The organism is Nocardioides sp. YJ-D4 (assembly GCF_054031495.1).
Genome location: NZ_CM132932.1, coordinates 2,262,555 through 2,283,785, shown reverse-complemented (window position 1 = coordinate 2,283,785; position 21,231 = coordinate 2,262,555). Strand labels below are relative to the sequence as shown.

General features: G+C 69.1%; 24 protein-coding genes. 13 read left to right on the top strand and 11 right to left on the bottom strand.

Annotated elements, in window-relative coordinates; translation table 11 throughout:
- Positions 1–9 precede the first annotated feature (9 nt).
- Positions 10–2,937, top strand: a complete 2,928-nt coding sequence (locus ACW14X_RS10835; protein WP_457165601.1) for a vitamin B12-dependent ribonucleotide reductase — start codon at positions 10–12, stop codon at positions 2,935–2,937.
- A 137-nt stretch (positions 2,938–3,074) separates the two neighbouring features.
- Positions 3,075–3,425, top strand: coding sequence for an HIT domain-containing protein (locus ACW14X_RS10830; RefSeq protein ID WP_457165600.1), 351 nt, complete (start codon positions 3,075–3,077; stop codon positions 3,423–3,425).
- A gap of 199 nt (positions 3,426–3,624) precedes the next feature.
- Here the strand turns inward: ACW14X_RS10830 and ACW14X_RS10825 are convergent, their stop codons facing one another.
- Both ACW14X_RS10825 and ACW14X_RS10820 read right to left on the bottom strand, forming a co-directional pair.
- Positions 3,625–3,795: a hypothetical protein gene (locus tag ACW14X_RS10825; protein ID WP_201451140.1), complete on the bottom strand. Its 171-nt coding sequence runs from the start codon at positions 3,793–3,795 to the stop codon at positions 3,625–3,627.
- Between the two features lie 35 nt (positions 3,796–3,830).
- Positions 3,831–4,220, bottom strand: coding sequence for a carboxymuconolactone decarboxylase family protein (locus ACW14X_RS10820; protein WP_457165599.1), 390 nt, complete (start codon positions 4,218–4,220; stop codon positions 3,831–3,833).
- Positions 4,221–4,349: 129 nt separating this feature from the next.
- Between ACW14X_RS10820 and ACW14X_RS10815 the strand changes: the two genes are divergently transcribed.
- From ACW14X_RS10815 to ACW14X_RS10775, 9 genes are all read left to right on the top strand, one after another.
- Positions 4,350–4,772 carry a DUF302 domain-containing protein gene (locus tag ACW14X_RS10815; protein ID WP_457165598.1) on the top strand — a complete coding sequence of 141 codons (423 nt, stop codon included), beginning with the start codon at positions 4,350–4,352 and terminating at the stop codon, positions 4,770–4,772.
- On the top strand, positions 4,756–5,016 hold the full coding sequence (locus ACW14X_RS10810) for a metal-sensitive transcriptional regulator (protein ID WP_091051628.1): 261 nt from the start codon (positions 4,756–4,758) through the stop codon (positions 5,014–5,016). Before ACW14X_RS10815 ends, ACW14X_RS10810 begins: the two co-directional genes overlap by 17 nt.
- 103 nt (positions 5,017–5,119) lie before the next feature.
- The gene (locus ACW14X_RS10805; protein WP_457165597.1) at positions 5,120–6,280 is read left to right on the top strand and encodes a hypothetical protein; all 1,161 of its coding nucleotides are present in this window, start codon (positions 5,120–5,122) and stop codon (positions 6,278–6,280) included.
- 72 nt (positions 6,281–6,352) lie between these two features.
- Entirely contained in the window at positions 6,353–8,365 is a 2,013-nt protein-coding gene (locus ACW14X_RS10800; RefSeq protein WP_457165596.1) for an MDR family MFS transporter, read from the top strand.
- A 53-nt stretch (positions 8,366–8,418) separates the two neighbouring features.
- Positions 8,419–8,721, top strand: a complete 303-nt coding sequence (locus ACW14X_RS10795) for a hypothetical protein (protein WP_160025414.1) — start codon at positions 8,419–8,421, stop codon at positions 8,719–8,721.
- Positions 8,721–9,923: a WXG100 family type VII secretion target gene (locus ACW14X_RS10790; RefSeq protein WP_457165595.1), complete on the top strand. Its 1,203-nt coding sequence runs from the start codon at positions 8,721–8,723 to the stop codon at positions 9,921–9,923. Before ACW14X_RS10795 ends, ACW14X_RS10790 begins: the two co-directional genes overlap by 1 nt.
- Positions 9,924–9,930: 7 nt before the next feature.
- Entirely contained in the window at positions 9,931–10,290 is a 360-nt protein-coding gene (locus ACW14X_RS10785; protein WP_457165594.1) for a hypothetical protein, read from the top strand.
- A 2-nt stretch (positions 10,291–10,292) separates the two neighbouring features.
- Positions 10,293–10,715: a hypothetical protein gene (locus ACW14X_RS10780; protein WP_457165593.1), complete on the top strand. Its 423-nt coding sequence runs from the start codon at positions 10,293–10,295 to the stop codon at positions 10,713–10,715.
- Positions 10,712–11,158, top strand: a complete 447-nt coding sequence (locus ACW14X_RS10775; RefSeq protein ID WP_457165592.1) for a hypothetical protein — start codon at positions 10,712–10,714, stop codon at positions 11,156–11,158. Before ACW14X_RS10780 ends, ACW14X_RS10775 begins: the two co-directional genes overlap by 4 nt.
- Here the strand turns inward: ACW14X_RS10775 and ACW14X_RS10770 are convergent.
- A complete protein-coding gene (locus tag ACW14X_RS10770; RefSeq protein ID WP_160025409.1) occupies positions 11,152–11,598 on the bottom strand; it encodes a TY-Chap domain-containing protein in 447 nt (148 codons plus the stop codon). The genes ACW14X_RS10775 and ACW14X_RS10770 overlap by 7 nt on opposite strands.
- A 124-nt stretch (positions 11,599–11,722) precedes the next feature.
- Here ACW14X_RS10770 and ACW14X_RS10765 point away from each other — a divergent pair, with 124 nt between their 5' ends.
- Positions 11,723–12,499, top strand: a complete 777-nt coding sequence (locus ACW14X_RS10765) for an NPP1 family protein (RefSeq protein WP_457165591.1) — start codon at positions 11,723–11,725, stop codon at positions 12,497–12,499.
- A gap of 7 nt (positions 12,500–12,506) precedes the next feature.
- Here ACW14X_RS10765 and ACW14X_RS10760 read toward each other — a convergent pair whose 3' ends face one another.
- The 8 genes from ACW14X_RS10760 to ACW14X_RS10725 form a co-directional block, all read right to left on the bottom strand.
- Entirely contained in the window at positions 12,507–13,646 is a 1,140-nt protein-coding gene (locus ACW14X_RS10760; RefSeq protein ID WP_457165590.1) for a N(5)-(carboxyethyl)ornithine synthase, read from the bottom strand.
- Complete coding sequence (locus ACW14X_RS10755; RefSeq protein ID WP_256206805.1) at positions 13,646–13,780, bottom strand: hypothetical protein; 135 nt, start codon at positions 13,778–13,780, stop codon at positions 13,646–13,648. The genes ACW14X_RS10760 and ACW14X_RS10755 overlap by 1 nt, the downstream gene beginning before the upstream one ends.
- Before the next feature lie 126 nt (positions 13,781–13,906).
- A complete protein-coding gene (locus ACW14X_RS10750; protein ID WP_160025406.1) occupies positions 13,907–14,662 on the bottom strand; it encodes an anti-sigma factor in 756 nt (251 codons plus the stop codon).
- Positions 14,659–15,258 carry an ECF RNA polymerase sigma factor SigK gene (gene sigK / locus ACW14X_RS10745; RefSeq protein ID WP_160025405.1) on the bottom strand — a complete coding sequence of 200 codons (600 nt, stop codon included), beginning with the start codon at positions 15,256–15,258 and terminating at the stop codon, positions 14,659–14,661. The genes ACW14X_RS10750 and sigK overlap by 4 nt, the downstream gene beginning before the upstream one ends.
- A 37-nt stretch (positions 15,259–15,295) precedes the next feature.
- Entirely contained in the window at positions 15,296–15,934 is a 639-nt protein-coding gene (locus tag ACW14X_RS10740; RefSeq protein ID WP_350716545.1) for a fasciclin domain-containing protein, read from the bottom strand.
- An 81-nt stretch (positions 15,935–16,015) separates the two neighbouring features.
- Complete coding sequence (locus ACW14X_RS10735) at positions 16,016–17,554, bottom strand: molybdopterin-dependent oxidoreductase (RefSeq protein WP_457165589.1); 1,539 nt, start codon at positions 17,552–17,554, stop codon at positions 16,016–16,018.
- A 51-nt stretch (positions 17,555–17,605) separates the two neighbouring features.
- Entirely contained in the window at positions 17,606–19,363 is a 1,758-nt protein-coding gene (locus tag ACW14X_RS10730; RefSeq protein ID WP_457165588.1) for a DUF429 domain-containing protein, read from the bottom strand.
- A 48-nt stretch (positions 19,364–19,411) separates the two neighbouring features.
- Entirely contained in the window at positions 19,412–20,107 is a 696-nt protein-coding gene (locus ACW14X_RS10725; protein WP_457165587.1) for a class I SAM-dependent methyltransferase, read from the bottom strand.
- Between the two features lie 104 nt (positions 20,108–20,211).
- Here ACW14X_RS10725 and ACW14X_RS10720 point away from each other — a divergent pair, with 104 nt between their 5' ends.
- On the top strand, positions 20,212–21,081 hold the full coding sequence (locus ACW14X_RS10720) for an AraC family transcriptional regulator (protein ID WP_457165586.1): 870 nt from the start codon (positions 20,212–20,214) through the stop codon (positions 21,079–21,081).
- Positions 21,082–21,231 lie beyond the last annotated feature (150 nt).

Below are 21,231 nucleotides of genomic sequence, written 5' to 3'. Positions count from 1 at the left end.
GGGAACGAAATGACAGACACGGCAGCAGAGGCACAGGCATCGGCGAAGGCAGGCGCCGGGCTGAAGATCGAGCGGATCTTCAGCACCGAGGGCGTCCACCCCTACGACGAGATCACCTGGGAGCGGCGCGACGTCGTCCAGAAGAACTGGAAGACCGGCGAGACCGTCTTCGAGCAGACCGGAGTGGAGTTCCCCGACTTCTGGTCGATCAACGCCTCGACGATCGTGACGACCAAGTACTTCCGCGGCGCGCTCGGCACCGAGAAGCGTGAGCAGAGCCTGAAGCAGCTGATCGACCGGGTCGTGAACACCTACGTCGCCTCCGGCAAGGAGAACGGCTACTTCGCCTCCGACGCCGACGCCGACCTCTTCGGTCGCGAGCTCACCTGGCTGCTGGTCAACCAGCACTTCGCCTTCAACTCGCCGGTCTGGTTCAACGTCGGCACCGAGTCCCCCCAGCAGGTCTCGGCCTGTTTCATCCTCTCGGTCGACGACTCCATGGACTCGATCCTGAACTGGTACAAGGAGGAGGGCCTGATCTTCAAGGGCGGCTCCGGTGCCGGTCTCAACCTCTCCCGCATCCGCTCCTCCAAGGAGCTGCTGAAGTCCTCCGGCGGCACCGCGTCGGGCCCGGTCTCCTTCATGCGCGGCGCCGACGCGTCCGCGGGCACCATCAAGTCCGGTGGCGCCACCCGCCGCGCGGCGAAGATGGTCGTGCTCGACGTCGACCACCCCGACATCGAGGAGTTCGTCGAGACGAAGGCGCGCGAGGAGGACAAGATCCGCGCGCTGCGCGACGCCGGCTTCGATATGGACCTGGGCGGCAAGGACATCTCGTCCGTGCAGTACCAGAACGCCAACAACTCCGTGCGCGTCTCCGACGAGTTCATGCGCGCTGTCGAGGAGGGCAAGAAGTTCGGCCTCCGAGCGCGTACGACCGGTGAGGTCATCGAGGAGATCGACGCTCGCGAGCTGTTCCGCAAGATCTCGATCGCGGCGTGGGAGTGTGCCGACCCGGGTCTGCAGTACGACGACACGATCAACGACTGGCACACCAACCCGGAGACGGGCCGGATCACCGGCTCCAACCCGTGTTCGGAGTACATGTCGCTGGACAACTCCTCCTGCAACCTGGCGTCGCTGAACCTGCTGAAGTTCCTCAAGGACGACGACACCTTCGACGCCGTGCGCTTCCAGCAGGCCTGCGAGGTCGTCTTCACCGCGATGGACATCTCCATCTGCTTCGCCGACTTCCCGACCGAGGCGATCGGCGAGACCACCCGCGACTACCGCCAGCTCGGCATCGGCTACGCCAACCTCGGCGCGCTGCTGATGGCGATGGGTCTGGGCTACGACAGCGAGGGTGGCCGCACGATGGCCGCCGCCATCACCTCGCTGATGACTGGTGCCGGCTACAAGCGCTCGGCCGAGCTGGCCGGTGTCGTCGGCCCGTACGCCGGTTACGCCCGCAACGCCGAGGCCCACCAGCGGGTCATGCGCAAGCACCAGGCCGCCAACGACGCGGTCCGCTCGATCAACCCGGTCGACCGCAACATCATCGACGCGGCGACCCGCGTGTGGAACGACGTCGTCGAGATCGGCAAGGTCAACGGCTTCCGCAACGCCCAGGCCTCGCTGCTCGCCCCGACCGGCACCATCGGCTTCATGATGGACTGCGACACCACCGGCATCGAGCCCGACTTCTCGCTGGTCAAGTTCAAGAAGCTCGTCGGCGGCGGCTCGATGCAGATCGTCAACCAGGTGATCCCGCGCGCGCTGAAGAAGATGGGCTACCAGCCCGAGCAGATCGAGGCGATCGTCGCCTACATCGCCGAGCACGGCCACGTCATCGACGCCCCCGGCCTGCGCCAGGAGCACTACGAGGTCTTCGACACCGCGATGGGCAAGCGCGCCCTGCAGCCGATGGGCCACGTACGCATGATGGCGGCGACCCAGCCGTTCCTCTCCGGTGCGATCTCCAAGACCGTCAACCTGCCCGAGACCGCCACGGTCGAGGAGATCGAGCAGGTCTACATGGAGTCGTGGAAGCTGGGCCTGAAGGCCACCGCGATCTACCGCGACAACTGCAAGGTCGGCCAGCCGCTGGCCGACGGCAAGTCGGAGGGCGCCAAGAAGGACCAGGGCCTCTCCACCGCTGCCGCTGCGGAGGCCGCGGCCGCCGAGGTCGAGCCCGAGGTCGTCGAGAAGATCATCGAGAAGATCGTCTACGCGCCGACCCGCAAGCGCCTGCCGAAGTCCCGCGTCTCGCGCACCACCTCCTTCACGGTCGGTGGCGCCGAGGGCTACATGACCTCCGGTGCCCACGCCGACGGCGAGCTCGGTGAGGTCTTCCTCAAGCTCGGCAAGCAGGGCTCGACCCTGGCCGGTGTCATGGATGCCTTCTCCATCGCGGTCTCCGTCGGCCTCCAGTACGGCGTGCCCCTGGAGACCTACGTCTCCAAGTTCACCAACCTGAAGTTCGAGCCCGCCGGTCTGACCGACGACCCGGACGTACGCATGGCGCAGTCGCTCATGGACTACGTCTTCCGCCGCCTGGCGCTGGACTACATGTCCTTCGAGGACCGCTCGGCTCTCGGCATCTACTCCGCCGACGAGCGTCAGCGCTACCTCGAGACCGGCTCCTACGAGCAGCTCGGCAACGGCACCACCGCCGCTGAGCTGGTCCAGAAGCCGGCTCCGGAGCGCAAGGCTGCTCCTGTCGCCGAGCCGGTCGAGGCCGAGGTCGAGGAGGAGACCGAGGCCGAGGTCGTCGAGGAGGCGCCGAAGGCCACAGCCCACACCACCGCCGAGCTGCTCGAGTCGATCAGCGGCATGGCCATCGACAGCCCGCTCTGCTTCACCTGCGGCACCAAGATGCGCCCCGCCGGCTCCTGCTACGTCTGCGAGGGCTGCGGCTCGACCTCTGGTTGCAGCTGAGCCTGAAGGCTGAATGAGTCCGGTCCCGCACCTGAGGAAGGGTGCGGGACCGGGTTCGTTTTATGGGTGGGCGTGAACGACGAGCACGACAGCAGGCGCCATGTCGTCGAACACGCTCGTCAGCCTATGGTCTCTGGATGACAAGCGGTGTCTCGTACGACGGGAACGACTTCTACTGTGACGTCGCCATTCCTTACCCCGACCGTCTCGACGTCGTGCACAACAGCGCCAGGGTGCTGGCGTTCCACCACACACGGCCGTTCTGGGCGGTCCACGTCGTGGTGGTGCCCAAACGGCACATCGGGTCGCTCACGACTGTGAGCGACGAGGATGAGATCGATGTACGTGAGCTGCTCGGTGTCGTCCAAGCGGTGGCCAGAGACGTGGAGCTCGAGCATGGCGCCGCGGCCGTGCTCACCAATCTAGGCGCCTACCAGGACTCCAAGCACCTGCATGTGCACGTCCACAGCGGCGGGCGCCGAGATTGACCCGTGCTTTGCAGTAGTAGCGCGACTCTGGCGGCCGTTCGGCATTGAGTCTCGAACACTTGGTGCCAGCGAAGGCGGGCGGTGAGCCTGCCGCCCAGCGCCAGGTCGTCGAGGTCGCGGTCGGCGTCGCGGCCCAGCGTTGCTCGGAACGATAGGTGCAGGCGCCGACAGTTTCGTGTGCTCTGTCGATGCCCAGCGGTCAGTGGCCGAGGATGCGGCTCAGCCAGGTGCCGTTGGGGTCCTTGGGGTCGGCGGAGTGGCCGGGGCACCACTGGCCGGCGGGTACGGAGGCCTTGATGTCGGAGACGTGGCGGCCGCAGCCGGCCCAGGTGGTCTTCTTGCACTTCTTGCAGCGGACGGGGCGACACATGGTTCGGTTCCTGCTTCTGTGGTTCTGGTCGGGGCTCAGGCGGGAGGTTCGCCGGCGTCGAGGGCGTCGACGAACTCGCAGAACGCGTCGAAGGCTCGCGCGCCGTGGATGGTGGCGGGGCCGCCGTGCATGAGGAAGGTGACGCCGATCGCCTCGGCTGCCTCCTGAGGGCTCGCGCCGGCGCGAGCGGCGGCCTGGCCGTGGGAGGCGATGCAGCCGTCGCAGCCCTCGACCACGCCGATCGCGAAGGCGATCAGCTCCTTGGTCTTACGGTCGAGGGCGCCATCGGTGAAGGCCGCCTTGGAGAGCCCGCCCCAGCCCTTGTAGACGTCGGGGATGGCGCGGCGTAGCTCCTGGTGGAGCGGTCCCAGGTCACGCAGGACGCTCTTGCCGTGAGGTGAGCTGTGGTCGGTCGTGGTGGTCATGATGGCTCCTTTCGGCGTGGTCGAGGGACTGTCTCTCCTCGGCAGGCATAACCCCCCGGGGGGTTGCGTTGACGACGGTAGCATAACCCCCCGGGGGGTTATAGAATCACTGAAGACGAAGGAGAACCGATGACCAGCTTCACCCTGAGCGCCACCATCCCCGCGTCGTACGCGGAGACCTTGGCGCGCGTGCGAGACCTCCTCGGCGACGCCGGATTCGGCGTCCTCACCGAGATCGACCTGGCCGCCACCCTGCACGCCAAGCTCGGTGTCGACATCCCGCAGCAGGTGGTTCTCGGAGCCTGCAGGCCCCAGCTCGCACATCGCGCGCTCGAGGCCGACCCGCGGATCGCGACGATGCTGCCGTGCAACGTCGTGGTGGCGGCCGAGGGGGAGGAGACCCGGGTGGAGATCTTCGATCCGGCTGCGATGACCTCGTTCAGCTCGGACGTCGGCGTCGCCGAGGTCGCGGCGGACGCGCGCCAGCGCCTCACTGGCATGTTGGAAGCACTCACCGAAGAGAAGAAGGACGACCATGCAGCTCGAGCCTGACGAGATCAAGGCCATCATCACCCGACTCAAGAAGGCCAACGGACACCTCGCGTCCGTGATCCGGATGCTCGAGGAGGGCTCGGAGTGTGAAGACGCCCTGACCCAGCTCGCGGCGGTCAACAAGGCGGTCAGCCGAGGCGGCTATGCGCTTGTCGCCACCGGGCTGGAGAAGTGCCTCGCCGAGGGTGGGCGCGACAGCGTCGACACCAAGAAGATGGAGAAGCTCTTCCTCGCTCTTGCCTGATCGGCGGGCCGATCACTGTCCACAGGCGAGTTCCGGGACAGGGTTATCCACAGGCCGGTGATAGGCGCTGGCGGGGCCTCGGGATCCGAGGTCTGCTGGGGTCATGCCCAAACGAAAGAAGCGTGAGAAGTCACCTCGTCCGCCGAACAGGCCCGGGGATCCGCGGCGGAGGTCGTTCGCGGAGAAGGTCATCGACAGTCCCTATTGGCCGGCGATGTTCGCGGTGAACGACGCCGAGGCCCGCGGTGACGTGAAGTCAGCCCTGGAGATCATCCACGCGACCAGCGATCAGCTCGACAAGGAGCAGTTCTGGCATCCGTCGCGTCTCGAGCGGCTGGAACAGCTGCGGCTGCTCGCGGCGCTCATGCCGAGGTGGGCGCATTCGCGATGGATCGTCGCACAGGCGATGCAGAGCACCAACGCGCGCAACCAGTGGCGGATGTCGAAGGCGATTCGTGTCGCGCTGGACGTCCGTGGCGGCCCCGACCCAGGACGTGACCGGGAGGACGACCGGATCCAGATCTTGGATCGCGACTGGGTCTACCGGCAGACCTTCCTCTACGAGCTCGGCGGGCTCGAGGCGTTCTTGCGCCACAACGCGTCCGGCGACCTGATCGCCGGTGCCGACCGGATCTGGGAATGGGTGCGGGCGCCGATGCGTGGCCTACGGCTGCTGGGACGCGAGCCGCGACACCTGCTCTGGGAGGATCCGAGGACCGGAGAGCAGCTGACCACGATCAACATCGGTGCCGGGCTGCTCGTCGACGACGGCGAGTGCGTGATCGGCCGGATCGTGCCCATCGACGACGGCCTGATGTTCGAGACCGCGCCGCTGCGGGTGCCTGAGGAGGTGGCGTACGCGGTGGCGGACGAGCCGGAGCGGTGGATCGACGCGCTGCGTGACAGGACCGGCAGGCCGGGTCACGAGCCGGGGGAGATCTGGACCCACCGCGGGCTGCGCGACGACGGCTTGCTCACCGACATTCCGTACGGACTGGTCAACCTCGCCATGGACGCGGGTCTGCATGCGTTCAGGAATCCGGATGACGATGGGTTGGTCGAGCTCGACGAGCTGTTCAACCATCCGGCCGACTATCCCGCCTGCCTGGCCGCGTGGCTCGTGCGACCGGAGACGATCACGGCGCTCGCTGTGGGCGTGCCGCTGGAGGGTCTTTCCGCGCTCGGCGGGTTTGCGGAGTTCGTCCACGAGCCGGCCGCGAGCCTGATCCGCGACCTGGCCGACCACCACGAGGAGGCTGCCTGACATTCGGCGAGGTCCCTTGACCGACCTGGAGTTTGGCTTAGTTTGATTCCAGTCGAGACCGTGGGGGTCGCAATGGCAGCACCGCAGGCGACGTCGGACGCCGAGCCTCAGCTGAGCCGGCGCCGGATCAATCTCATCTTCGGGACCGTGCTCCTCGGCATGCTGCTCGCGGCGCTCGACCAGACGATCGTGTCGACAGCGCTGCCCACGATCGTGGCCGACGTCGGAGGTGCCGGACACCTGTCCTGGGTGGTCTCGTCCTACCTCCTGGCCGAGACGGTGGCGACCGTGCTGGCCGGAAAGTTCGGTGACCTCTTCGGTCGCAAGTTGATGCTGCAGGTCTCTGCCGGGCTCTTCATCCTCGCCTCGGCCGCGTGCGGCTTCGCGACCGACATGGCCTGGCTGATCGGTGCGAGAGCCGTGCAGGGCATCGGCGCCGGTGGCCTGATGGTGACCGCGACGGCGCTGATCGGCGACATCATCCCCCTGCGCGACCGCGGGAAGTATCAGGGCGCCCTCGGCGCGGTCTTCGGCGCCACCACCGTCCTCGGGCCGCTCCTCGGCGGTCTCTTCACCGACCACCTCTCCTGGCGCTGGGCGTTCTACATCAACCTGCCGCTCGGCATCGCCGTGATCGCGATCGCCAGCCTGACGCTGCCGCAGATCGCCCGCGGCAAGCGACCCTCGATCGACTACCTCGGCATCCTCTTCGTCGGCCTCGGCGCCTCGATGCTGACGCTGGCCGTCAGCTGGGGTGGGACCGAGTACCCGTGGGGATCGGCGACCATCATCGGCCTGTTCATCGGCTCGGCCGTCGCCTTCGCGATCTTCGTCTGGGTCGAGTCGCGGGCGGTCTCGCCGATCCTGCCGTTGCGGCTGTTCCGGGACCGGGTGTTCACGGTCAGCGTCGTGCTCTCGTTCATCGTCGGCTTCGCGATGCTCGGCGCGATGACCTACCTGCCGACCTACATGCAGTACGTCCACGGCGTCTCCGCGACGTCGTCCGGAATCCGCACCCTGCCGATGGTCATCGGTCTGCTGGTGACATCGACAGTGGCGGGTTCGATCGTGGGCCGGACGGGCCGCTACAAGATCTTCCCGGTCGCCGGTGCGCTGATCATGTCGTTGGGGCTCTATCTGCTCTCGACGATGGACGCCGACACCAGCACGCCGATGATGTCGCTGTACCTGCTGATCATGGGCATGGGTGTCGGCCTGAGCATGCAGATCCTGACGATCATCGTGCAGAACACCGCGGCCTACGAGGACCTCGGCGTCGCGACCTCGGGCGTGACGTTCTTCCGGACGATGGGCAGCTCGTTCGGCGCCTCGATCATGGGCACCGTCTACGCCAACCAGCTCGCCGACCGGCTCCCCGCCGCCCTCGCCACGGCCGGAGTCTCCCCGAACGACGTCGCGACCCCCGCCCTGCTGCACACGCTGCCCGACGCCCAGAGCGCGCCGATCATCGGCGCCTACGCGGAGACGCTGCAGATCGTCTTCCTCGCCGCGGTCCCTGTCGCCGGGCTCGCGTTCCTAGTGGCGCTCTTCCTCAAGGAGGTGCCCCTTCGCGGCACCTCGAGGGCCGCCGCGACCGACACGGGCGACGGCTTCGCGATGCCCAACTCCTCCGACAGCGCGATGCGCCTCGATGCCGCCGTCGCCCAGCTCGTCCGCCGGCAACCGCCGGAGACCTTCACCATGCTCCGGGAGTCGGCGGTCGATCTCGACGCGGCGACCGCGTGGTGCGTACGCCAGATCGGGATCCGCGAGTGGGTCGGCGGCGAGACTTCGCTGGTCGCGATCGGCCACCGCCTCGGTATGCCAGGAGCGGTGCTGGCGCCGGCGTTCGCCTCCGCCGCGGCGCAGGGCTACCTCTACGGCGACGAGACGGCGTACGCCCTGACAGATGCGGGCAAGGAGGAGCTCGCCAAGCTGGTCGCTGCGTTCAAGCAGTGGCTGGTCACCGAGCTCGCCGACTGGGGTGCCGACGACGCCAAGCTCGACGAGGCGCTCGCCCTGCTCTCCCGCAGGATCGTCGAGGGTGAGCAGGACGTGCGGAGCCCGGCCGAGGCGGCCGTATAGGGCTTTTTACTTTCGTCTTGTTTGAAATCGGCGAAAGCGGGTAGGACGAAGGCATGAGTGACGACGACATGCACGTCAATCCCGACGATCTCAGGTCCATCAAGAGCACGCTCGACACCGCCGGCGGCGACCTCTTCAAGCAGGCCAAGCCGCTGCAGAAGACACCTGACGTGGGCGAGTCGTCCTCGGAGGTCGCGACCGCGCTGGCGTCGCTGGCGGCGGCCGTCGGCGGGATGGCAGAAGGTCTCGGGTCACTCAGCGACGGCGTACAGAACGCTCTCGACCACGCGACCACGACCGATGACGCGTCCGGCGACGCGGGCCGGCGTCATGAGCAGAGGGTGAGGGGCAACTGATGCCTGAGGCGATGGACACGAAGGTCTACGGCGACGCGTCGGCGGCGCAGACCGCGGCGGATGCGTGCACGACCGCCAAGGACGCGGTCGGTGACGCGCTCGACGATCTCGGCAAGGCGATCAAGACCGCCGGTTCCTGGAAGGGCCAGGCGGGCGCCGCGTTCGAGTCCAAGGCGGAGAAGCGCAAGAGCGACCTGCGCCAACTCGAGTCGCGCATCGAGGCCATGGGCAAGGGTCTCTCGACCTTCTCGGGCGACCTCAAGGCGGTCGAGACCAAGATGTCGACGATCCGCACCGAAGCCAGCGGCGCTGGGCTCACGGTCAGCGGCACCATGATCTCGCCGCCGACAGACCCGGGTGAGGACGCCTCCGAGGGCGACGTCAACGACCACAACACCAAGGTCGAGAAGTGGAACGACCTGGTCAGCCGGGTCGAGACGGCTCGCAAGGACGAGGACAACGCCCACGAGGACCTCGGCAAGGCGATCTCGAAGTCGACCGGCGACGGCTGGATCGAGGACCGCCTCGAGGACCTGGGCCTGCTGCCGAAGGACTTCTCCGACGGCATGCAGATCGGTGCGTACGCTCTGGGGCTGGCCGGTCTGGGTGCCGGTGCCGGCGTCGACTGGATGGTGAAGAGCCGTTACGGCACGTTCCAGCCGCGGGTGAACGGCCGGTTCGCCAGCCCGTCGAGCCTGACGAAGCTGGAGCGCGCCGCGAAGGTGCTCAGCGACAAGAACTGGCACGCGAAGGCCAACAAGGCAGCCGTACGCGGCAAGTGGCTGACCGCGGGCAAGTGGGCGACCCGGGCCGGCTGGGTGGTCACGGCCGGCACCTCGGCGTGGGAGCAGTGGCAGAAGGACGCCGACGACCCGTCGCTGTCGACGACGGAGCGGGTGAGCCGTACGGTGAGCACCTCCGCGATCACGACCGCGGGCGCCGCGGGTGGAGCCTGGGCCGGCGCTCAGGCCGGTGCCGCGATCGGCAGCATCTTCCCCGGCCCGGGCACGGTCATCGGCGGTGTCGTCGGTGGCGTGATCGGTGGTGCCATCGGCTCGGGGCTCGCCGGCAAGGCCGCCGACTTCGTGGTCGACGAGGCCGGCGAGCTCGGTGAGGCCGTGGTCGACGGGGTCAGCGACTTCGCGGAGGGCGCCGGCGAGGTAGCCTCCGATGTCGGCGACGCCATCACCTTCTGGGACTAGGACCGCAATGATCTGGGCCGCACTCATCCTCGTCGCCGGCGTCATCGGCGCCGGGGTCAGCATCTGGCAACATCTCGGGCTCTCCGCTCGTGCCCGTTCCTGGGCGACCGCGTGGAGCCGGGGCGGTGTGGGCGAGGACGTCGTACTCATCCATCTGCCCTGCATCTCCGCGCTGGCCATCACCGGCTCGACGGCGTTCGGGCTGGTGCCCGAGCAGACCGCGGCATGGACGATCATCGGTGGGCTCTTCCTGCTCACCTGCCTCGTCTATCCGCTGCTGGTCATCGTGCCCACCCCGTCGTTCATCAAGCCGAAGTGGTATCGCGAGTCGCGCCCGAAGAAGAAGCGCACCGCAGGAAAGAAGTGACCATGTCCGATCAGATGACGATGACGCTCCCGGAAGGCTGGGAGAGCGTCGAGCCACCCGAGGGCGTACGTTTCCTGGCGCTCGCGCCCGCGAGCGGGACCTTCCGCGCCAACCTCACGGTGACCGCCCAGACCAACGGCGACCTGGGGTTCCGCGACTGGCAGGTCGGCTCCGAGATGGCGTTCACCGAGATGATGCCGGGCTACACGCCGATCGACCTCGAGCGCCTCACGATCGCCGGGCAGGAGGCGGGGCGGCGGCTGGCGATGTACGACGGGCCGGGCGGTTCCGCGCTGACCATGGAGCAGTGGTTCGTGGCGATCGACGGAGTCGGTCACACCCTGACCGCCACCGTGCCGACCAGCGACTATGCCACCTGGGCCGGCCAGATCGACGCCGCTGCCGCGACCTGGAGCCCGGCATGAGCGCCGCCGCGACGGAGGTCGTCTGGGTCCTCGCCGGCCCGGGCGGACGCCTCGAGCACCGCGCCGCGGTCGACCCCACGGGCATCCACCTCGAGCTCGGCGTCGACGGCACGCGTACGCAGCCCCTCGACCTCCCGCGAGGTCACCTGGTCCCGAGCCTGGTGCGCACGCTGAAGATCCGCCCGGTCAAGGGCGCGGCCGGGTCCATGCGCCCGTTCCCGGCTGCCCGGATGGCCGAGCTGTTGGGCGAGTACCAGGACGCTCGCGACGAGGTCCTGGACGAGCTCGGTGCCCGCACCGCCTGGTCGATCACGGTCGGGCCGTGGCAGCTCGCCGGCATCAACGGTCCCGACGGCCTCCATCTCGCGCTGGAGGACAGGCTCACCCCGATGACCAACACCGGCTTCTACCGGATGCTCTGCCAGCAGCTCGGCGACTACTGATCCCGGCGGAGGGTGAGCGTCGCGAAGTCGGCGCCGAGGATGCCGAAGGCGTCGACGAGGAGCCCGGCGACGAGCGCTGCCTCGGCCTGGGGGACGGTGCGCCAGTAGTGCGGCACCCCCGGCGCCGGGGCGATCGGGTCGGTCTCGTCGGGGGTGAGCCAGCCGGCCGCGCGGAGCGCCTCGTGCTGCTCGGCGGAGGCTTCCCAGGTGCCGCCGATGTGCTGCGTACCCGCGAACTCCGCGTAGAGGACCGAGTCCACGCACAGCACCTGTCCCCAGCGAGATGCCGGGGCGGACCGTGACGCCTTCGACCTGAGCCGGGCGAAGACGCCCGTCGGTTCCGGCGCCGGCGGCGAGGGCTCAGCGATGATCACGAACTCCTGCTGCCCGAGGCCGGCGAGCTCGGCGGTGATCCGTTCCTGCCACTGCGTTGCGTCCACCGGTCCATCCAACCAGGGCCGGCGAGCAGCGTTACCGGCGCGTTCACACACCAGGGGTTGTCACGCGATCGTGGCACTGGTTGCATCTGAGCACCCCCTTTCCCCCACGATCAAGGGACCCCACATGACTCTCGGGAAACGACTCACGCGCAAGCTCGCCCTCGCGCTCCCGCTCGCCGCACTCCTCTCCCTCGTGCCGGTGGCCGCCTGGGCCGCCCCGCCGCCGGCGCTGCCGGCCTCGGCCCCGGAGGGCGACCGCACCTGGCAGCCGGCCCTCGACTTCGACACCGACGGCTGTTACAGCACCCCGGCGATCGGCCCGGACGGCACGCTCAACGGCGGCCTGGCGATGGGCGGCACGGTCAACGGCCAGTGCCGCGATCTCTCCGACCTGCAGAACACCAACGTCTACTCCCGCTCGAAGTGCAACATCGGCTGGTGTGCGTACCTCTACGGCTACTACTTCGAGAAGGACCAGGTCTCCTGGGGCCCCGGATCGGCCGGCCACCGGCACGACTGGGAGCACATCATCGTGTGGGTGCAGGACGGTCACGCGCGGTTCATGTCCGTCTCCCAGCACTCCGGCTACCAGATCAAGCCCGAGTCGGAGCTGCAGTTCGAGGGCGGTACGCACCCCAAGGCCGTCTATCACAAGGACGGCGGCAGCACCCACTGCTTCCGCTTCCCCAAGACCGGCGGCGGAGACGAGCCGCCCGAGAATCACGAGGGCGTCTGGCAGGTCAAGGGCCTGGTCGGCTGGGACAACTACCCCGCCGGCATCCGTGACCGCCTCGTCGCAGCCGACTTCGGCGCCGCCACGTTCAAGCTGACCGACGCCCGTTTCGGCAACGCGCTGGCGGGCGGGAAGCCGGCCGCGGTCACCCTGGATCCGTACGCCTGACCCACGGTCACACCAGAGCGTGAGGCGCCTCCGTCGCGCGCCCCTGGAAGGCGAGGATGGCGGGGTTGAGCACGCGGCCGTCGCGGATCTCGATCGCTCGGCGCAGCGTCTCGACGGCGTCCCACGCGGTCGGTCCCTCGAGCACCGGGCGCAGGAACGGGATCAACGCGTTGCTGTTCTCCCAGGTCGCCGAGTTCCACAGGTACGACGGACTGTGGTCGACCGCGTAGTAGAGGACGTTGTCGCCGACCAGGAAGGCCGGGTCGTCGAAGGTGGTGGGCCGGGCCCAGGTGAAGCCCATGCCCAGGTCGCAGGAGACGTCGACGATGACACTGCCGGGGCGGAAGGCGGAGAGGTCCTCCTCCTCGAGGAAGACCAGTGGGTTGGCCGTGTCCTGGAGGGTGCAGTTGACGACGATGTCGTTCTCCGCGAGGTACGGCGCCAGCGGCTCGCGCCCCCGCTCGGTGATCACGTGGCTGACGTGCTTGCCGTCCGGCTCGTGGTCGAACTGCCGGATCAGCGCCGAGTGGATCGGTGAGCCGACCGCGGCCACCTCTCGGTTGGTGAGCACCGCGACCTCGTGCACACCGTGCGCGTTGAGGGCGGTCACGGCGCCACGTGCGGTGGCCCCGAAACCGATCACCACCGCGCTCAGGCGGCGACCGTAGTCGCCGGTCAACCCGGCCAGCTCGAGCGCTTGGAGGACCGAGCAGTAACCGGCCATCTCGTTGTTCTTGTGGAACACGTGCAGGCCGACCGCACCGTCGCGGGTCCAGTGGTTCATCGCCTCGAAGGCGATCAGGGTCAGGCGCCGGTCGATGGCGACCTGGGTCAGCTCCGGGTCCTGTACGCAGTGTGGCCAGCCCCAGAGCGTCTGCCCCGGGCTCAGAGCGTCGACGTCCTCGAGCTGCGGCTTGGGGAGCAGCACGACGTCGGAGTCGGCCAGGATCTGCTCGCGTGACGCGAACCCGGCGACGTACGTCCCGAGAGCCTCGTCGCTGACCCCGAACCGGGCGCCATAGCCGTCCTCGAGCGTGATCCTGGACCGGATGTCAGGATCCAGGTTCGGGATGTGCTCGGGGTGGAGCGGCAGCCGGTGCTCGTTCTCCTTGGCCGACGAGCCGATGACACCGAGCCCTAGGCGCATCACTTCTTCTTCGGCGGGTGGATCTTGTCGGCAAGGGTCTCCGTGGACCCCGAGCTGCGCTTCTCGGCGCGCTTCGCCTTGATGGATTTCCCGGACTTCTTGGACATCTTCTGCCGCGGCGACTTGTCGCTCATGGGGATCTCTCTGATGGGAAGCCTGAATGGCTCCATCCTGCGACAGTACGCCCTTGCTGGTCGGAAGCCGGCCGGGGTCTCCCTCGCCCCGTGCGCCTGAGCCGGCCGGCCTCCACTTCTCGCAGGTCAGGTGGCCTGCGAGAAGTCGAAGAGCGCGATCGGGGCCGAGGTGGGTTCGTCGGAGCCTCCCTCGGGCTCGACGGTGATCCCGGCCGCGCTCGCGTCCGCGGCGTCGCCCTTCAGGACGAAGGTCTGGTCGCTGCCGGCAGGCATCAGCCCGGCGGGGACCATCACGTCGTCGTGCTGGAGCCAGAGCTCGTAGACCTTGCCGTTCGGCGCGGCCGGCATGCCGGAGGTGACCAGCACCGCCCTGTTCTCCGAGACCGAGCGGACCACCCGGGCACGGGCTTCCCCCGGAAGGTCGACGGCCACGGTCGTCGCGTCCTTCGCGTTCAGCACCCGGTCCGCGGTCGACATGGTCTGGCTGGAGTCCTCGCGGATCAGCTCGACCGCGGCGACCGTCCCGCTGCCGACGACGGCCAGCACCGCGGCCGCGGCGGCGAACGTACGCCATCCGAACCGGCGACGGCCGGACGACTCGTCCGCGGGCTCAGGAGCCTCGACGGCCCTGTGCTTCGGTGTGGTCTCGGGCGGAAGCGGCCGGATCTCCTTGATCCCGGCGAGCAGACGGTCGCGCAGCTCAGGCGGAGGTGCGGTGTCGGTCAGGCTGCCGAGCATCCAGGCGCTGTCGCGCAGGCTGGCCACCTCGTCGCGGCAGTCGGCGCAAGCGGCGAGATGCTCTTCGAAGCGGATGCGCTCGAGGTCGTCGAGGGCGTCCACCGCGTATGCGCCGGAGAGGGCGTGAATGTCTTGCGCGTTCATCGGCTCACTCCCATCGCGTCGCGCAACCGGATCAGTCCGTCCCGGATACGGGTCTTTGCAGTGCCTATCGGCAGGTCCAGCATGGCGGCGACCTCAGTGTGGGTGTAGCCGCCGAAGTACGCCAGTTGTAGCGCCTCCCGTTGGACTGCCGTCAGGGTTTCGAGGGCGGCGTGGACGCGGCGAGCCTCCAAGGAGGTCTCCACGGCCTCGGCCGTCGTGTCATGTGGTGGGGTCTGTGTGGTCCCGTGGTAGGCCGTGTCGTTGCGGCCGGCGGACTCCGCGGATCGGACCCGGTCGACCGCACGACGATGGGCCAGCGTCAGCAGCCACGAATGGGCGCTGCCCAGGTTCTCGTCGTACCGGCTGGCGGTGCGCCACACCTGGAGGTACGCCTCCTGGGTGACCTCCTCCGCCTGAGCCGGGTCTCGGACCACCCGCAGCACCAGTCCGTGCACACGGGCGGAGGTCGCGTCGTAGAGGGCGGCGAAGGCCGTCTCATCGCCTCGGGCGACGCGACGGAGGAGCTCGGCAAGCCCCGGGGACCCGGTTCCCTCCGGCGACGAGTCGCCGGAGGGAACTGAGCTGAGCGGTCTCATGTGTCGATCCTCGCGGAGATCCGGTCCGATGTCCCGATCAGGGCATCAGGACGGTGTCGACGACGTACACCGTGGCGTTGGCGGTCGGGATGTTGCCGCACAGCACCTTGGCGTTCTCCTTGCCCACGGTGAACTCCTCGCCCTCGCCCTCGACGGTGATCATGTCGCCGGCCAGGGTCTCGTGCTCACCAGCGACCTCGTCGGGGCTGAGCTGGCCGGCCACCACGTGGTGGGTGAGGACCTTGGTCAGCGTGGCCTTGTCGGCCAGTACGGCGTCCAGGTCGGCCTTCGGGATCTTCTTGAAGGCGTCGTCGGTCGGCGCGAAGACGGTCAGCGCGTCGGCGCTGTTGAGGGTGTCCACCAGCTCGGCCTCGCCGACCGCGGTCACGAGCGTCTTGAGCAGCGGGTTCGCGCTCGCGGCGGAGGCGACCGGCGCGGTCGACATGCCGTTGAACGAGCCGGCACCGTCGGCGGGGATCAGCTTGCAGCCTTCGCCGAAGGTCTGAGCGCCGGCCTCCTCGGTCTCGGGCGCGGCCTCGGTGGTCTCAGAGGTCTTGGAGCCGCCTTCGCTGCCGGAAGCGGTGTCCTCGGAGCCACATGCCGAGAGACCCAGACCCAGCAGGAGAGCCATGGAGGCGGCGACGCTGCCGGTGCGGGTGATGGTGTTGAGCTTCATGAGAGAGCCTTTCGAGGGTTGGTCTCTTGCTGTCATGAGGGCTTCGGCACGGCGGCCGAATCGGATTTCGCCAATTTCTTCTCAGGTGACGGTGACGACGATTTCCTGGATCCCGCTGGAGCCGTCGGGGAAGGGGGTGGCCCGTTCCGGGCTCTGCACGTTGCCGTCGCGATCGGTGACCCGGACGGCCAGCTGGTGGCTCCCGGGCTCGGCGTCCCACGGCATGAACCACTGGCGCCAGTAGTCGATCCCGGCGTCCGGACCGAGCTCGGCCGGCTGCCAGCGGCCGCCGTCGATGCGTACGTCGACCGTGTCGACGCCGGAATGCTGGGCCCAGGCGACGCCGCCGATCACCGTGCGGCCGCCCTCGATGTTGCTCAGCGGCCGTGGCGTGTCGATCCGGCTGGAGAGTTTGATCGGCGCATCGATGGCCCAGTCGCGGTCGGTCCAGTAGGCCGTCGCCTCGTCATAGCGGGTCAGGGTGAGCTTGGTGACCCACTTGGTGGCACCGACGTACCCGTAGAGACCGGGCACCACCAGTCTGGCCGGGAAGCCATGGGTGCGGGGGAGGACCTCGCCGTTCATGCCGAGGGCGACCATCGCGTTGCGGCCGTCCATCGCGGCCTCGAGCGGGGTGCTGATCGTGAAGCCCTCGACGTCGGTCGAGAGGATCTGGTCGGCGTTCTTCCCGACTCCGGCCTCCTCGAGCAGCTCCTTGAGAGGTACGCCGGTCCAGCGCGCTGCGCCGACGAGCTTGCCGCCGACCTCGTTGGAGACGCAGGTCAGGGTGATGTCGTACTCGACGTTCTCCCGCGCGCGCAGGTCGTCGTAGCTGAAGGTGAGCTCGCGGTCGACGTCACCGTCGATGGTCAGCGACCAGCTGTTCTGGTCGACGATCGGGACGGCCAGCTTGGTGTCGACCCGGTAGAAGTCGCGGTTGCGGGTGATGAACCGGGAGATCCCCTGGTGGGTCTCCTCCAGCCCTGCCGGGAGCGCAGGCAGCGGCTTGCGGACCCGCGGCAGCATGATGTCGGCGAGCGCCGTACGGCCGCGGACGATCATCTGCCCACCGGTCGCGGCCGCGGCGGAGAGCAGGGCGAGGGCCCCGAACCCGATCAGGACGCTGCGGCGGGTGGCTGCGCCTTCGTCCGGGGTGTCCTGCCGGTGGGTCGGGGTGCGCTCGGCGCTGAGGGCGCGGGTCAGCAGCACCAGCACGCCTGGTCCGATGAGGAGCGCCACCAGCGTCGGCACGAGGTTGGCGATCTCGAAGAGCGGCTGGCGGACCACGGCGGCTCCGGCGAGCAGGACCAGGCCTGCCATCAGACCGACGCCGAGCCACAGACGTCTGCGGGCGATCACGCCGATCACGGCGGCGAACGCGATCGTGACCAGCAGCACGCTGCCGATCAGGATCGGCTTGTCCGCGCTGCCGAGCTCGCGCACCGCCCATTCCTTGACGGGGGTGGGTGTCGCGTCGATGACTGCGGTGCTGACCGCGAGCGCGGGGGAGGAGGCCGGCGTGAGCAGCGCAGCCGTGAGGTGCGCGACGGACATTCCGACCGCTCCGGCGAGCACACCGGCGGCGGCATGGGCGAGGGTATGACGATCCAGGTGTCTCATGGCGGGGATTCGTGCCCGAGCCCCGACCGGATTTGATGCCGCCGAGACGAGTCAGTCAGTGTCGCGCATCTTGGCGAGCCTGGCCCGCAGGCCGGACTCCCGGTGCGCATTGGCACGCAGCTCGACGTAGGCGTCGCCGTAGACCCAGAGCAGAGCGTCATCGAGCCGCCGCACCGCGCCCGGCGGATATCGGTAGTCCATCCGCGCCATGAGGGTCTCCTCGTCGACCGAGCGCAACGCGTCGCCGAGCTCGCTCAGTGAGGTGATGCCGAGCTCGAGGATGACCCCGGAGATCCACCCGTAGTGGTCGGTTCGTGACCAGCCGGCGTCGGCGTACTGCCCGGCCAGGAAGGCCGCCAGCTCGCGGGGACTGATCCGCGGGTCGTCGTCGGGAGTCTCCGTGCTGGCGGCGGTCCCGCCCTCCCGCAGCCGATCCCTGATCGTGGAGAACTCCCGGTCGGCGAGCTCGAGCAGGCCGGCCGCGAGCGTGAACCGTCGGTCGAAGTCGGGTCTGTGCTCGCTGGGGATGGTGCCCTTGTAGCGGATGTCGTGCTCGAACTCGGCCCAGGCGTGCTGCAGCACGGTGCGGATCTGGATCTGCGCCTGGCGGCCTCGCAACAGCTCGTACGCCGCCTGGCCCTCGCGCGCGGGGTCGAGGCTGACCAGCAGGTGGCGGCTGGCGTACCCGAACCTGCCCTCGCTCGCGGTCTCCTCGCCCATGTCGCGGTCGTCGTGGACCACCACCTGGTCGTCGAGGAGGTCGGCGACGGCCTGGACGTCGCTGTGGACGTAGGTGATCACCCGCAGCCCGATCTGGTCGGTGATCTGGCGGAGCGGGTCGGTGAAGACCTGCCGTCCGTCGACGGTACGAGCCGCCTTGGCGGCGAACGACGCGACCGACTTCGCGCGCGAGGTCACGGTCAGGTAGTTGATGCCGGCGTCGTCGAGGATCGAGGTCACCAGCTGTACGTACTGGTCGGCCGCTTCTTGCAGGATCGGCTGGATCGCGGCGTACTCACGGACCGCGGTCGCGGTGTCATGGATCCTCGATCCGGCTCGCCCGCGGGGTGTCGGGCGGAGGTCGTCGGGCAGCGTCGGGGTGACGATGTAGCCGGTGGCGAAGTCTCCGTAGGTGGTGGTGCGGTCCGGTGCGCGGGTCGCGAAGAGGCCGACGTAGGCGGCCAGCACCGCGTCGACCTGGTCCTCGACGGTGCGCAGCTCGCTCTTGCGTACGGCACTCTCGGCGGCGGTTCGCAGGGCGTGCCAGGACGGGTTGTCGAGCAGCAGCGGCGGGTCGGCGCTGGCGAGCCCCTCGAGCAGCCCGAGCAACGTGATCAGCTCGGCGCGAAGCTGGTCGATGTCACGCCCGGACTTGTGCTTGTACTTCAGCGTCCGGCCCAGGCGGAAGAGGGCCACCGTCGCGGGGTGGGGGTAGACCTCGATCGCCCGGCGACGCCGGCCGGACCGGGGGTTCATGTCGAGCCCGAGCCGAGCCGCGATGCGGGCGCCTCGCGGCTGCTCGCTGAACTCCGGCTTGCTGGTGTTGGAGGGGTGCGCGCCGGCGTCGAAGCGCGCGAAGTCCTTGTTGAGCGCCGCCTCGGCCGGCCGGTTCCCGGTGGGGTTGGTGACGATCAGCGGCGCATCGAACGCGACCAGGCAGTCATCGCCGACGTACGGCTCCACGGCCGCGACGATCTCATCGTCGGTCTTGGCTGCGCTGACGTGCACGAGGCGGCCATCCTCGTCCAGGACGGCCACGCCGGTGGGCCTGCGCACGCCCCAGGCGAGGTCGACTCCGAGGAAGTACATGGGGCAAGACTGCCCGTCCGTGAGGCGCGGGTCTAACCCCCGAGGTCGTCAGCGAGTCGCCTGGACGATCGTGATCGGCCCGAACCGATGCTCGATGTGGTCGATCTCGCGGGCGTCGGTGAACCCGGCGGCGCTCAGCAGCGTGACGATCCCGCCGTCGAGGTTCCGCTCGGTGTGGACGTTCATCCCGCGGTGCCGGTGGCCCTCGTGGCCGTGTCCCTTGCCGTGGCCACCGTGTCCGTGGTCGGGGGCGCCGAAGTCGACGATGGTCACCCGCCCACCGGGCCGGAGCACCCGGTGGGCCTCCCGCGCGAACCCCTCGCGGCCGGCGTCGTCGACGTGGTGCAGCGCGAGCGAGGAGACGACGTGGTCGACGCTGCCGTCCTCGGGGAGCAACCGGTCCGCGTACCCCTGCACCAGCGAGAGACGTACGCCTCGCCGGCCCGCCTTCCGGGCGGCGATCCGCAATGCGCCGGCGTCCGGGTCGTGCCCGGTGACGACGGCCCCGGGGACGGACCGGAGCACCGCGAAGGAGAGGTTGGCGGTGCCGCAGCCGACGTCGAGGACGCTCTGGCCGGGCTCGATGCGGGCGAGCTCGACCGTCCGCTCGTGGAGCGCCCGGACACGGGCGAACCGAGTGAAGAGGTCGTAGAGGGGCAGGAGCCAGGTGCGGCCCATGCCGGGAAGGAAGTCGCGGCCCCGATCGCTCTCGGCGCGGCCGTCGATGATCTGTATGGTGGTCATACATCCACGATGGGACATCTTGCGGATCAGCGGTGGGAGGGAAGTCGGTCACCATGGGACGTTCTTCGGATTCGGCCTCGGTTGACGCGCGCCGGGTGCGCACGGTGCGCGCCGACGGAACCCCTGTCTACCGCTGGGACCAGCGCCCCGGCGTACCTCCGGTCAGGGTCGTCCCCCTCGACCCCGACTGCGAGGGCGAGCACCTGCCGCCGGACAACCGGCACGCCCACGACTTCTGGGTGCTGGCTTACGTCGAGCGCGGCGGCGGCGCCGTCGGCCTCGACGGGAAGCAGGTGGAGCTGCGCGATGGCGAGGTCCACGCGGTGGCCCCCGGCGAGGTCGTGGCCGCCGAGTCGGTCGCCGAGCTCACCCACGCCCGAGCCTGGTCGGTGGCCTTCACCCCCGACGCCATCCCGTCGCTGGCCTCCATCTCCCCGCTCACCTGGGCCCACCATCCGCTGCTTGCGTTGTTTGCCGCCGACGGTCGCCGTGGCGTGGTCCCCGAGGTCGAGCGCCCGCGCTGGCAGGCCTGGCTCACCGAGCTCGACGACGAGCTACGCCACCCCGAACGCCTCGGCTCCCACGACACCGTCACCGCGATCCTCACCCGGCTCCTCGTCGCGTCCGCGCGTCTCGCTCCCAGTGCTCCTATCGCCCCGGACCCGCTGGTCAGCCGGGTCTTCGACGAGATCGAGAGGACGTACGCCACCAAGGTCTCCGCCGGCGACCTGGCCCGATCGTTGGGCTACACCCCCGGCCACCTCACCACCGTCGTCCGCCAACGCACCGGCCGCACCCTCCTCGACTGGCTCACCGAGCGCCGCCTCACCGAAGCCCGCCGCCTCCTGCGCGAAACCGACCTGCCCCTATCGGTCATCTCCACCCGCACCGGCCTCACCGACCCCGGCTACCTAGTACGCCGCTTCAAGTCCCGCTACGGCACCACCCCCGACCGCTGGCGCCGGGAGGCCTGAGCGACCGGGTGGTTCCTGGACACGAGCACACTGGCCCTCGGATGGATTTGGCGCTGCTTCGCCCCACCGCCCCTCACCCGGAGGCGAGAGCCACGGAGCATCCGAAGGTGGCGGCCTGCTCAGCGGCGCTGGCTGCCGGCCATGAGCGAC

What these genes read in the sequence shown, in the direction of transcription:
- ACW14X_RS10805 (WP_457165597.1), top strand. Translation starts at nt 5,120, where the DNA reads ATGCCCAAACGAAAGAAGCGTGAGAAGTCACCTCGTCCGCCGAACAGG.
- ACW14X_RS10775 (WP_457165592.1), top strand. Translation starts at nt 10,712, where the DNA reads ATGAGCGCCGCCGCGACGGAGGTCGTCTGGGTCCTCGCCGGCCCGGGC.
- ACW14X_RS10815 (WP_457165598.1), top strand. Translation starts at nt 4,350, where the DNA reads ATGACCAGCTTCACCCTGAGCGCCACCATCCCCGCGTCGTACGCGGAG.
- ACW14X_RS10740 (WP_350716545.1), bottom strand. Translation starts at nt 15,934, where the DNA reads ATGAAGCTCAACACCATCACCCGCACCGGCAGCGTCGCCGCCTCCATG.
- sigK (WP_160025405.1), bottom strand. Translation starts at nt 15,258, where the DNA reads ATGAGACCGCTCAGCTCAGTTCCCTCCGGCGACTCGTCGCCGGAGGGA.
- ACW14X_RS10830 (WP_457165600.1), top strand. Translation starts at nt 3,075, where the DNA reads ATGACAAGCGGTGTCTCGTACGACGGGAACGACTTCTACTGTGACGTC.
- ACW14X_RS10730 (WP_457165588.1), bottom strand. Translation starts at nt 19,363, where the DNA reads ATGTACTTCCTCGGAGTCGACCTCGCCTGGGGCGTGCGCAGGCCCACC.
- ACW14X_RS10735 (WP_457165589.1), bottom strand. Translation starts at nt 17,554, where the DNA reads ATGAGACACCTGGATCGTCATACCCTCGCCCATGCCGCCGCCGGTGTG.
- ACW14X_RS10785 (WP_457165594.1), top strand. Translation starts at nt 9,931, where the DNA reads ATGATCTGGGCCGCACTCATCCTCGTCGCCGGCGTCATCGGCGCCGGG.
- ACW14X_RS10765 (WP_457165591.1), top strand. Translation starts at nt 11,723, where the DNA reads ATGACTCTCGGGAAACGACTCACGCGCAAGCTCGCCCTCGCGCTCCCG.
- ACW14X_RS10825 (WP_201451140.1), bottom strand. Translation starts at nt 3,795, where the DNA reads ATGTGTCGCCCCGTCCGCTGCAAGAAGTGCAAGAAGACCACCTGGGCC.
- ACW14X_RS10790 (WP_457165595.1), top strand. Translation starts at nt 8,721, where the DNA reads ATGCCTGAGGCGATGGACACGAAGGTCTACGGCGACGCGTCGGCGGCG.
- ACW14X_RS10795 (WP_160025414.1), top strand. Translation starts at nt 8,419, where the DNA reads ATGAGTGACGACGACATGCACGTCAATCCCGACGATCTCAGGTCCATC.
- ACW14X_RS10810 (WP_091051628.1), top strand. Translation starts at nt 4,756, where the DNA reads ATGCAGCTCGAGCCTGACGAGATCAAGGCCATCATCACCCGACTCAAG.
- ACW14X_RS10835 (WP_457165601.1), top strand. Translation starts at nt 10, where the DNA reads ATGACAGACACGGCAGCAGAGGCACAGGCATCGGCGAAGGCAGGCGCC.
- ACW14X_RS10780 (WP_457165593.1), top strand. Translation starts at nt 10,293, where the DNA reads ATGTCCGATCAGATGACGATGACGCTCCCGGAAGGCTGGGAGAGCGTC.
- ACW14X_RS10755 (WP_256206805.1), bottom strand. Translation starts at nt 13,780, where the DNA reads ATGAGCGACAAGTCGCCGCGGCAGAAGATGTCCAAGAAGTCCGGGAAA.
- ACW14X_RS10820 (WP_457165599.1), bottom strand. Translation starts at nt 4,220, where the DNA reads ATGACCACCACGACCGACCACAGCTCACCTCACGGCAAGAGCGTCCTG.
- ACW14X_RS10725 (WP_457165587.1), bottom strand. Translation starts at nt 20,107, where the DNA reads ATGACCACCATACAGATCATCGACGGCCGCGCCGAGAGCGATCGGGGC.
- ACW14X_RS10800 (WP_457165596.1), top strand. Translation starts at nt 6,353, where the DNA reads ATGGCAGCACCGCAGGCGACGTCGGACGCCGAGCCTCAGCTGAGCCGG.
- ACW14X_RS10760 (WP_457165590.1), bottom strand. Translation starts at nt 13,646, where the DNA reads ATGCGCCTAGGGCTCGGTGTCATCGGCTCGTCGGCCAAGGAGAACGAG.
- ACW14X_RS10750 (WP_160025406.1), bottom strand. Translation starts at nt 14,662, where the DNA reads ATGAACGCGCAAGACATTCACGCCCTCTCCGGCGCATACGCGGTGGAC.